This is a genomic window from Streptomyces sp. NPDC104309 (assembly GCF_055584025.1).
This window is the reverse complement of record NZ_JBVJMV010000012.1, coordinates 247120-256699: the sequence shown is the minus strand read 5'-3', so window position 1 is coordinate 256699 and position 9580 is coordinate 247120. Positions and strand designations below refer to the sequence as shown.

The 9580-nt window shown below is 69.1% G+C and carries 12 protein-coding genes; 6 read left to right on the top strand and 6 right to left on the bottom strand.

Annotated elements, in window-relative coordinates:
- A partial coding sequence (locus ACZ68L_RS20060; protein ID WP_469578699.1) for an IS701 family transposase occupies positions 1 to 443 on the bottom strand: 443 nt, incomplete at its 3' end.
- Positions 444 to 628: 185 nt separating this feature from the next.
- On the opposite strand from ACZ68L_RS20060, the gene ACZ68L_RS20055 reads away from it, so the two are divergent.
- Positions 629 to 883, top strand: coding sequence for a hypothetical protein (locus ACZ68L_RS20055; protein WP_469578697.1), 255 nt, complete (start codon positions 629 to 631; stop codon positions 881 to 883).
- A gap of 108 nt (positions 884 to 991) precedes the next feature.
- Here ACZ68L_RS20055 and ACZ68L_RS20050 read toward each other — a convergent pair whose 3' ends face one another.
- Positions 992 to 1258, bottom strand: a complete 267-nt coding sequence (locus ACZ68L_RS20050) for a DUF397 domain-containing protein (RefSeq protein ID WP_469578696.1) — start codon at positions 1256 to 1258, stop codon at positions 992 to 994.
- Positions 1218 to 2066 (bottom strand): helix-turn-helix domain-containing protein, encoded by an 849-nt coding sequence (locus ACZ68L_RS20045; RefSeq protein ID WP_469578694.1) that lies wholly within the window; start codon positions 2064 to 2066, stop codon positions 1218 to 1220. The genes ACZ68L_RS20050 and ACZ68L_RS20045 overlap by 41 nt, the downstream gene beginning before the upstream one ends.
- Before the next feature lie 85 nt (positions 2067 to 2151).
- On the opposite strand from ACZ68L_RS20045, the gene ACZ68L_RS20040 reads away from it, so the two are divergent.
- Positions 2152 to 2589, top strand: coding sequence for an ATP-binding protein (locus ACZ68L_RS20040; protein ID WP_469578693.1), 438 nt, complete (start codon positions 2152 to 2154; stop codon positions 2587 to 2589).
- Positions 2590 to 2595: 6 nt separating this feature from the next.
- On the opposite strand, the gene ACZ68L_RS20035 is transcribed toward ACZ68L_RS20040, so the two are convergent.
- The gene (locus ACZ68L_RS20035; RefSeq protein WP_469578691.1) at positions 2596 to 3417 is read right to left on the bottom strand and encodes a serine hydrolase domain-containing protein; all 822 of its coding nucleotides are present in this window, start codon (positions 3415 to 3417) and stop codon (positions 2596 to 2598) included.
- Between the two features lie 83 nt (positions 3418 to 3500).
- Here ACZ68L_RS20035 and ACZ68L_RS20030 point away from each other — a divergent pair, with 83 nt between their 5' ends.
- The 4 genes from ACZ68L_RS20030 (at position 3501) to ACZ68L_RS20015 (ending at position 7029) form a co-directional block, all read left to right on the top strand.
- Positions 3501 to 4346 (top strand): hypothetical protein, encoded by an 846-nt coding sequence (locus ACZ68L_RS20030; RefSeq protein ID WP_469578689.1) that lies wholly within the window; start codon positions 3501 to 3503, stop codon positions 4344 to 4346.
- Positions 4347 to 4645: 299 nt separating this feature from the next.
- Positions 4646 to 5305, top strand: coding sequence for a hypothetical protein (locus ACZ68L_RS20025; protein WP_469578687.1), 660 nt, complete (start codon positions 4646 to 4648; stop codon positions 5303 to 5305).
- Positions 5306 to 5551: 246 nt separating this feature from the next.
- On the top strand, positions 5552 to 6013 hold the full coding sequence (locus ACZ68L_RS20020; RefSeq protein ID WP_469578685.1) for a MerR family transcriptional regulator: 462 nt from the start codon (positions 5552 to 5554) through the stop codon (positions 6011 to 6013).
- Positions 6013 to 7029: an aldo/keto reductase gene (locus tag ACZ68L_RS20015; RefSeq protein ID WP_469578683.1), complete on the top strand. Its 1017-nt coding sequence runs from the start codon at positions 6013 to 6015 to the stop codon at positions 7027 to 7029. The genes ACZ68L_RS20020 and ACZ68L_RS20015 overlap by 1 nt, the downstream gene beginning before the upstream one ends.
- A 155-nt stretch (positions 7030 to 7184) precedes the next feature.
- On the opposite strand, the gene ACZ68L_RS20010 is transcribed toward ACZ68L_RS20015, so the two are convergent.
- Positions 7185 to 8393, bottom strand: coding sequence for an acyltransferase family protein (locus ACZ68L_RS20010; RefSeq protein ID WP_469578681.1), 1209 nt, complete (start codon positions 8391 to 8393; stop codon positions 7185 to 7187).
- Positions 8390 to 9436 (bottom strand): alpha/beta hydrolase, encoded by a 1047-nt coding sequence (locus ACZ68L_RS20005; RefSeq protein ID WP_469578678.1) that lies wholly within the window; start codon positions 9434 to 9436, stop codon positions 8390 to 8392. Before ACZ68L_RS20005 ends, ACZ68L_RS20010 begins: the two co-directional genes overlap by 4 nt.
- Between the last annotated feature and the right edge of the window lie 144 nt (positions 9437 to 9580).

The window sequence follows — 9580 nt, the reverse complement described above, 5'->3', positions numbered from 1 at the left end:
TCGATCAGCGTTCGTCCGAGCGGGGCCGCATAGGCGAGGAAGACACCGACCTGGCAGTTCTCCGTGCGGCCCGCGGTGCCGGAGTACTGCCGCTGTACCCCGGCCGAACCGGTGCCCTTCTTCAGGAAGCCGGTGTCGTCCACGATCAGGACCGCACCAGGATCGCCGAGATGCTCGACCACGTAGTCACGCACATCGTCCAGAACCTCGTCGGCGTCCCACTCGATCCGGTTCAACAGCCGGTGGATGCGGTCCGGACCTGCGTGGCCGGCTTCTTCGGCCAGCGTCCAGCCGTTCTTCCGCTGCAACGGGGCTATGAGTCCCCGCATATAGGCAAGAGCTGACTCACGAGGCTCCGACCTGCCGAATCGGTGAAGAAACCGCCCTTGCACCGCACCCAACTCACCGGCCCACGACCTGACCTCAGCAAGATCCCCACCCATGACAACACCAACGATCGACCTGCCTACCCGTCACGGCAAACACCGTTGCAGTACTAGTTCCCGGCCCCGCACGAGCTGAGCGGGGAGCCGACGGAACGGATCGAGGAATGGGAGGACCAGCACGACATCTGCTACCAGTACGACCTCGGCGTCGCCCCGGGCTGCAAGGTCGGCGGCCACGCTCCGTGGAGCTTCTCCGACCCGTTCCCATGGTCTGCTCCGAGTGCGGCTCGGACGTCAGGCCACTGCTCACCATCGACGGGAGCGAGTGGGACGGCGGCAGCGGGAGCTGGCGACCGGTCGAGGACGCCGACTGCACCGGCCTGCACTTCCTCGGCCCGGCCCATGCCACGCAGCTCGACATCGGCCGTAGCTACAGCCTGCAGCTGTATGTGTGCACGGCTTCCTACGACCACCCGCACGTGCAGAACATGCAGTGACATGACGCATGCTGCCCGCAGCGGCACGCGTCACGGGGGAGCGGAAGGGGGCCCGGGACGACCACCGGTCATCCCGAACCCCCTTTGCCGTGCGGGCTTGCAGCTACTTCAGCGGAGCCCGTCCACGAAGGACTGCCAAGCGTCCGCCCCGACGGTCACGACGGGTCCGTCCGGATTCTTGCTGTCGCGGACGGGCACGGCGCAGGGGAGGCCGTCGGCCACCTCGACGCAGTCGCCGCCGGTGTTTCCGCTGTAACTGGACTTGCGCCAGGCCGCGCCGCCGGTCACGGTGCACTCGACGCAGTCGCCGCCGGTGCTTCCGCTGTAGCTGGACTTACGCCACCGCACGCTCTTCAGGCCGGGACCGGTCTCCATAACGTTCCTCCATCACGCGGGTGATCAGTGCCGCCGAGTCCTCGACGGAGAGGGCTGCGGCCTGCAGGTGAGCGTAACGGAGCGAGGCTTCCCTGATGGTGTCGGGGCTGGCGGTCATATGGCCGGAAACGATGTCCTCCGTGTAGACGATGTCGGGGTCGTCGTCGAAGCGCAGGAGGTTGAACGACCCATCCAGGCTGGCGTGTTCACCGGCCGCGAAGGGAAGCACCTGAATCTGCATCCAGCGCTGATCGGCGAAGTCCAACAGCCGCTGGAGTTGCTTCCGCATGACCTCGTGGCTGCCGATCGGCCGGTGCAGCACCGCCTCGTCGAGGATCGCCCAGGCGAGCGGTGGCCGTTCCCGTTCCAGGATGCGCTGACGCTCGATCCGGGCCGCCACCTGGTTGTCGAGGTCGTCCGGCATGCCGGTGGCCAGGACGGCCCGCGCGTACTCCTCCGTCTGCAACAGCCCGTACACCAACTGCGCCTGATACGTGGAGATGTACGCGGCGCACGACTCCATCTCGGCATACGGCTGGAACCAGGTGGGCAGTTGGCTGCGCAGGACCAGGCCGACGAGGCGCGAGAACACGCCGCCCGTGCCGAGTGCTGCGTCCACCCGCTCGGAGAAGTCGCGGGTGGGGATCTTCTTCGTGGTCTCGATCTGGCCGATCAGGGAGCCGGTGCAGAAGATGATGTCGCCGAGCTGACCCTGTTTGAGGTTGTTGGCCTCTCTCTGGCGGCGCAGCTCCCAGCCGTAGTAGTCCAACGGGGAAGCGCTGGGGTCGAGAGTCTGGACGTTGGCCACGGCGGGGCACCTCCGGCGTTCAACGCCTCACGGCGTTCGTTTCCGTACGTAGCCGAGCGTAGTCATGCCGCTGCACTCTGGTGACATGAATCACGTAATTGATCCGCGGGTCGACGACCTGCTGGAGCCGACCTACCGGGCCGACTTCGCGATCGGTGAGCACTCGGCCCGGCATCTGCGCCGCATCCTGCGGCTCTACCTCACCGGCTGGGATCTCCTCGATGTGGCCGACGCAGCCGAGTTGGCGCTCACCGAGCTGATCGCCAATGTCGTACGGCACGTCCCCGGCCGCCGCTGTCAGACGTTCATCTTCCTGCTCCCGGCCGGGGGCGTGCGCGTCGAAGTCGCGGACGGCTGCCCGGAACTGCCCCGCCCGGCTGTGGGCGACGTCCTCGACGAGGGCGGGCGGGGGCTGGTCCTTGTCGACGCCGTCACCGACCGCTGGGGCGCGGAACCGCGGCGCGACGGCCGTGGCAAGACGGTGTGGTTCGAGTGTCTGGCCACGAAAGCGGCCGACGGGTGACGGCTCTCAGTGGCCGGAGCCGAGCTCCGCGAGCACCGCGTCCGTGAACGACGGCCACACCTCGACCGCCCACGGGCCGAAGGCCCGGTCGGTGAGCGCGACGCACGCCGTCCCGGCCGCCGGATCGATCCACAGGAACGTGCCGGACTGCCCGAAGTGCCCGAAGGTCGCGGGCGACGAGGAACCGCCCGTCCAGTGCGGCGACTTGTGGTCACGGATCTCGAAGCCGAGCCCCCAGTCGTTGGGGTTCTGATGGCCGTAGCCCGGCAGCACGCCCTTCAGACCGGGGTGTACGACGGTCTGCGCGGCCAGCACCGTACGCGGGTCGAGCAGCCGGGGCGCCTGCACCTCCGCCGCGAACCGTATGAGGTCGTCGACGGTCGAGACACCGTCCTTGGCGGGCGAGCCGTCCACCGCCGTCGCTGTCATGCCCAGCGGCTCCAGCACCGCCTGGCGCACGTACTCCGGGAACGGGATGTCGGTGGCCTTGGCGATGTGGTCGCCGAGCACCTCGAAGCCCGCGTTGGAGTACAGCCGACGGGTACCCGGGGCGGCCGTCACCCGGTGCTCGTCGAAGGCGAGCCCACTGGTGTGCGCGAGCAGGTGCCGGACGGTGGAACCCTCGGGCCCGGCCGGTTCGTCGAGCTCGACCGCGCCCTCCTCGTACGCGACCAGCGCCGCGTAGGCCGCGATCGGCTTGGTGACGGAGGCGAGCGGAAAACGGTGCGTGGTCGGGCCGTGCGTACCGACGACCGTGCCGTCCGCTCGTACGACGGCAGCCGCCGCGGTGGGGACGGGCCAGTTGTCGATCACCGCCAGGCTCTGCATGCGTACGAGCGTAACGGGCATCCGAGGCGAGCCGACGGCCGGTGAGGTCGAGCGACGGACAGCCGGCCTGCCCACCGTCGGCCATGGCGGACGCCTGGACCGCCAAGGACGCGTCCGACGACTGCAAGAAGAAGCCGTCTGCAGCGACGGTGGGTGGACCGGATGCCTACCGGCACTCCTACGAGTACGACATGATGGGCAATCGAATCGAGGAGACCCAGTGCGCGGTCACGACCAGCGGCTCCGATGTCACCTGCACGTCCACCCTGGGCACGGTGGGGGACAACCCGCACGCCCTGCGCTCCGTCTCCACGACCGGCGGTCCGGACAACGGCAAGACGGAGAATTTCACCGATGACGAATCCGGCAACATCACGGAACGCAAGGGTGGTTCACGGGATCAGGGAATGACCTGGGGCGCGGAGGGGAACCTCGACACGGTCACCGAGGGCGGAAAGACGACGGCCTACGTCTACGACACCGACGGCAATCGCATCCTTGCCCGCAACGCCGACGGCACCACGACGGCGTACCTGCCGGGAGGCAACGAGCTGACGTCGAGTTCCGCCAGCGTCAAGACGGCGGCCCGCTACTACACCCACGGTGGCGAGACAGTGGCTGTCCGGACCAACGCCGGCATATCTCTCCTGTTCGGCGACCAGCAGGGCACCGCACTCGTCGCAGTCGCCATGGGCGCGGGCCGTTTGGAGCTGCGATTGGTGGAATGGGAGCTGCTGAGCAGCCCATGGTGCGTATCTCAAGATTTCTCTGATCCAAGTGATTGGACAGATCTCTTGAGTGTATCGAGCGAACGGTTCAGAAGAGGCGAGATCTCGGATGAAGGGGCGACGTGGGTTTCTCTGGAAATATATGCTTCCAGCAGGGATTCTGATAGTCGTTGTGGCTCACCTGACCAGGCGGTTGCCTGACCCCTACGGTGCGGTGATTCCTCCGGCATTCGCAATGAGTGTCGCAATCGTAGGTGGCAACCTGTTTAAGCGGAGAAGGGGGGAGGGTGAGGGTGTCTTGAATGATAAAAATCCCGTGGTGAAAATGAAAAGTGCGCGCTATTTTCAGTCGAAAAGGAAACCTCGACAGTGATGGTGGGTCGGCGTCCATGCCCGGGGTCTGAGCTCGCTGGTGCGGGCGGCTTCGGGCTTGCGACGTGTGCGGTTCCTTCGGCGGTGAACCGCGGGTACTGGCGATGGATGAAGGGGGGAGAGTGCACATGGACGCCCATGCGGATTCTCTGAGGTACGCGGACATGGCGGATGCTGCGCTGAGTCAGGCTGTCTATCGCGGGCTGGAGGCGCCGACCGTTCGCCCGGAGGTGGATGTGCGTCGGGCTGTGTGGTGGCGCGTCCGTGGGCTTCAGCGCGCGGCTCGCCTGCCCTTGCTGCTGGGTGTCATGGCTATAGACGGGGCGACTCTGTTCGTCAGGAGGCAGCACCCCCAGGTTCATCCTCCGTTCTGGATCTACCTCCTGCCGCTGCTGACGGCCATCGTTCTCGGTATGGCGGTGGTCGGCTGCCGGCGGGCGTCGCGGATGGCGAGTGCGGCGCGACAGCCGGGGCAGCGAATGCGCTACACACTGCTTCACAGCTATCTGTCGGAGACTCCATGGCTCGTCATCTTTGCCGGTTCAGAGAGTGGCGAAGCCGAACCGTCGGGATTGCTTCCCCTCCGTTACGGTCCATTGCGCAACCGATTTCGGGAGCTTCCACCGCCTGTCGGTGAGGCTGTACTGGCAGGAGAGTTGCTACCGGGAGCGGCAGTGGTGCCGTGGATCGACGGACGCGCTTACTGGCCCGAATCAGGGTTCCGGCCATTCGATCCGGAGCATCCGAAACACCTTCCATTGCTGTCTGAAATGCTGCGTCCCGAGTAGTGGCAACGCCGGTACCGGACCGGACCGGCTTGCCTGTTTCAGCAGACTTCAATCCTGGTCCGGGGCGCGTTGCCGGTGACGTTCAGGGCGCGGCACCGCTTCCACTGAGGCAGTCCGCACTCCGGAGGCCGTTGCTCTCGCCTCTGCCACGTTCGAGCGACGCTTCCGCGACCCGGTCGTCGTTCCTGAGGCGAGTCACCGTGTGCGCTTGCTTCGAGTGCACTCCAAGGTTCTAGCGTGGAGGTCATGACGGTGATGGAGAGCTCTTCCGCAAGGACGGACGTATGCGCGGCGGCGCCCAAGGCGCATCCGCGTCCCGAGGGGCAGGACCGCTACACCATCAGCGAAGTCGTCGCCTTCACCGGGCTCACCGCGCACACCCTGCGCTGGTACGAGCGGATCGGGCTGATGCCGCATGTCGACCGGTCGCACACCGGTCAGCGCCGCTTCACCAACCGCGACCTGGACTGGCTGGCCTTCGTCGGCAAGCTGCGGCTGACCGGGATGCCGGTCGCCGACATGGTCCGGTACGCGGAACTGCTGCGCGAGGGCGAACACACCTTCGAGGAACGTCAGGAGCTGCTGGAGGCGACCCGCCGCGACGTGAAGACGCGGATCGCGGAGCTCCAGGACACCCTCGCCGTCCTCGACCACAAGATCGACTTCTACGCGGGTGCCCGTCGGGCGCCGGAAAGGCCCTGTGCCTGATGACTGACAACAAGATCGCCACGGTGGAGCTCGGCAACGGCGGCCCGCAGGTCGGTGTGCAGGGACTCGGCTGCATGGGCATCAGCGAGTTCTACGGGGACACCGACGAGTCCTCCGCCCGCGAGACGCTGGAGACGGCGCTGGCGGCGGGCGTCACCCTCTTCGACACCGCGGATGTGTACGGTCTCGGTGCCAACGAGGAGTTCCTCGCGCCGTTCGTCGGGGCGCACCGGGACGAGATCACCCTCGCCACGAAGTTCGCCATCGAGCGCAAGGACGACGACCCGCACTACCGGGGCGTGCGCAACGACCCCGCGTACATCCGCCGGGCCGTCGAGGACAGTCTTCACCGCCTGAACACCGACGTCATCGACCTCTACTACATGCACCGCCGCGACCCGGCCGTCCCGCTGGCCGAGTCCGTCGGCGCGATGGCCGAGCTGGTGCGGCAGGGCAAGGTCAAGCAGCTCGGGCTGAGCGAGGTGACCGGCGCGGAGCTGCGCGAGGCCTACGCCGTGCATCCGATCGCCGCCCTGCAGTCCGAGTGGTCGCTCTTCAGCCGGGACGTCGAGCGCAGCGCCGTGCCCGCCGCCGTCGAGCTCGGGGTGACCGTCGTGCCGTACTCGCCGCTCGGCCGGGGCTTCCTGACCGGGGCGTTCGCGGATGCGGCCAAGGACCTGTCGAAGGGCGACTTCCGACAGTTCCAGCCGCGCTTCACGGGCGACAACGCGAAGGCGAACGCCGCCCTGCTGGAGCCCGTCCACAAGATCGCGGCGGCGCACGGGGCATCGGCCGCGCAGGTGGCGCTCGCCTGGGTGCAGCAGCGAGCCCAGGTGCACGGGCTGACCGTGGTGCCGATCCCGGGCACCCGCAAGAGCAGCCGGCTGCTGGAGAACGTGGCCGCCACCCGGCTCACGCTGACGGACCAGGAGCTGGCGCTGCTGGAGCCGATCGCCGGGCAGGTGGCGGGGGACCGGTACCCGGACATGAGCAGCACGTCTGCGGCGCGCGAGTAGTCGTTTCCGGGGGCCCGGGGCGCCCGGCGATCGTGGCGTCCTCAAGCGCCGGACGGGCTTGAACGATGCCCTCAATCGCCGGGCGGGCGGGGTTTTGCCGTGCGGGGTCAGAAGATGCCCCCGGACACCGGGCGGGCAGGCCGGGTTTTGCCGCCCTACGCCAGCCCCAGCGCGTACATCGCGAACCCCGTCGCCAGCAGGCCCGCCACCGCCCGGCGGGCGTTCGCCGCCCGCGTACCGCTCTGCCACGGGGCCTCGAACCGGCGCGTGTACCGGGCGATCAGCACCAGCAGCCCCGCGAACACCGGCATCCAGGCCATGCGCGCCAGGATCCAGCCGACCGAGTCGGGCCCGGTCGTCAGCCCCGGCACCGCACCGGCGAACGACGCCGGGACTGCCGCGGCCAGCATCGCCGTCTGGTGCCAGCACAGGATCGTCATCGCGGACAGGTTGATGACGACGACCGGCGCCCACACCAGCGGCTTGCGCAGGAACCGGCCGATCCGGTCCCGCAGCAGGATCGCCGCTCCGCTCTGCGCGGCGGCCAGCGCCAGGACCAGCAGCGACGGCGGATGCGAGTTCGTCCGTGCCTCGCCCGGGACGCCGACCATCGACGCCGGGTAGTGGAAGGCGAGCAGCAGCGCGGCGAACAGCATCGTCCCACCGATCAGCAACAGCCGGGCGCCGCGCCTGCCGATCCGGCCCTCGCCCCAGGAGACGCCGAGCTGGTACGCGAAGAGCCAGCCCGGAAGGATGTTCAGCACGCTCAGCCAGGACGGCACGGCGTCGGCGAACGGCCCGTACCGCAGGAAGTCGACGACGGCGACCGACCCGAGCAGCGGCACGGCGGCCCAGCCGCCCAGCTTCCGCGCGGCCTTGACGCAGTACGGGGTGAGCGCCGTGACCACCGTGTACACCCCGACGAACCACAGCGGCTGGATCACCAGCGTCGCCCCGGTCCGCAGGGTGTCACCGGGCACGCCGAGCGCGCTCAGCACCGGGATCATCGCAGCCCAGACGGCGGTCACCCCGAGCACCGGCCTGCCGAGGCGGGCGACGCGTCCGCGCAGCCAGACGCCGGTGGTGGACTTCCTGCGGTGGTACGAGAGCACGGAGGCGTACCCGCCGACCAGGAAGAAGACGCCCAGCATCTGAAGCGCCCAACTCATCGGGGCGAGGCCGCCGAACGTGGACAGCGGGCTGGCGTTGTGCAGCGCGCCGTCGCCGTCGAGGCGGAAGCCGCCGAGCAGCCAGTGGCCGGTCGGGACGGCGAGCAGGGCGAGGGCGCGCAGGCCGTCGATGGCACGGTCGCGATGGGCGGGCGTACGTGCGTCGATGCGCGCGGCGAGCGTGCTGAGGCTCATCGGGCTTCCCCCTCCGCGATCGAGGCGAAGGCGCGGAGCGAGTCCGTACCAGGGGCGAAGTAGCCGGTGTGCCCGTGGGCCTTGTGGGCCGGTACCCGGCGTGCGCCGAACTCCGGGCCGGTCGGATCAGGACCGTGGCCCAGGCCCGCCACCTCGACGTTCGGTACGTCGTCGATCCAGTCCGTGGCGTCCTTGGCCGCCCAGACCCGGGCGTCGGTGTGCAGGTCGGCGACGTCGTCGGCGCGCATCCCGGGCGAGCCGAGGACGACCAGGTCCGTGGCGCGCAGCCGGGACGCGGCGAGGCCGCACACGACGGAGCCGTAGCTGTGGCAGAAGACGGCGGGCGCGGGCACCCCGTCGGCGGCCAGCCCGTCCACGAACCGGGTCAGCCGGCCGGCCCCCGCCTCGGCGAGCGAGCCCGTCGCGGCGTCGATGCCGATCCCCACCGGAGTGGTGTACCCGGCCCAGGCGACGACCGCGCTGCCGCGTCCGGTCTCCGCGTACAGGGACTTCGCCATGCCCGCCGGAGTGCCGTACACATCGTTCGTACGGTCGAAGGTCCCGGCGTCGATGTCCGAACCCGGCACCACGACCGCCACATGACGCGCGGTGCTCAAGTCCCCGAAGACCTCGGCGACCTGACCGCGTCCGCGCGGGTCGAAGGCGAGGATCTGCCGGTGTCCCGGTCCGGTGAGATGCGCGTACCTGGAGTCGTGACCGGCGCGCAGGGAACGGGCGTTGGCCCGGTAGCGCAGGGCGACGGGTACGCCGTCCAGATTGCCGACGACGAGCGGGTGCCGTACGACCAGGGTCTGCTGCTGCGCCGCCGTCAACCCCCGGAAGAAGCGGCTCACTTCGGCGGGGGAGGTCCGCTCCGGGTCCGGCAGCTCGCGCCCCAGTACCTGATCCGCGCGCCAGGCAGCCGTGCCGGGGGGTGGCCCGGTCAGGGCCTGCTGCGCGTTCCCGGCCGCCCAGCCGGCCGTCCCCGCCACCATGGTGGTCGCCAGCGCGACCGCGACCAGAGTCCTTGCGTAACGGCGCATCCCGCCCTCCCTCTCCGGCTGACCCGGCTCCCGCACGCCGTTCGGCGCGACGGAGAGAAAGGTAGGAAGGGAGTGGGTGCGAGGGCGTCGCACCAGGGGGCCAAGTGCGGGGTGCTACCGGGGTAGGGGGTGTACGGGGGGACT

Coding starts and splice junctions, on each gene's coding strand:
- ACZ68L_RS20050 (WP_469578696.1), bottom strand. CDS start 1,258: ATGGAGACCGGTCCCGGCCTGAAGAGCGTGCGGTGGCGTAAGTCCAGC.
- ACZ68L_RS20040 (WP_469578693.1), top strand. CDS start 2,152: ATGAATCACGTAATTGATCCGCGGGTCGACGACCTGCTGGAGCCGACC.
- ACZ68L_RS20005 (WP_469578678.1), bottom strand. CDS start 9,436: ATGCGCCGTTACGCAAGGACTCTGGTCGCGGTCGCGCTGGCGACCACC.
- ACZ68L_RS20015 (WP_469578683.1), top strand. CDS start 6,013: ATGACTGACAACAAGATCGCCACGGTGGAGCTCGGCAACGGCGGCCCG.
- ACZ68L_RS20010 (WP_469578681.1), bottom strand. CDS start 8,393: ATGAGCCTCAGCACGCTCGCCGCGCGCATCGACGCACGTACGCCCGCC.
- ACZ68L_RS20030 (WP_469578689.1), top strand. CDS start 3,501: ATGGCGGACGCCTGGACCGCCAAGGACGCGTCCGACGACTGCAAGAAG.
- ACZ68L_RS20035 (WP_469578691.1), bottom strand. CDS start 3,417: ATGCAGAGCCTGGCGGTGATCGACAACTGGCCCGTCCCCACCGCGGCG.
- ACZ68L_RS20025 (WP_469578687.1), top strand. CDS start 4,646: ATGGACGCCCATGCGGATTCTCTGAGGTACGCGGACATGGCGGATGCT.
- ACZ68L_RS20020 (WP_469578685.1), top strand. CDS start 5,552: ATGACGGTGATGGAGAGCTCTTCCGCAAGGACGGACGTATGCGCGGCG.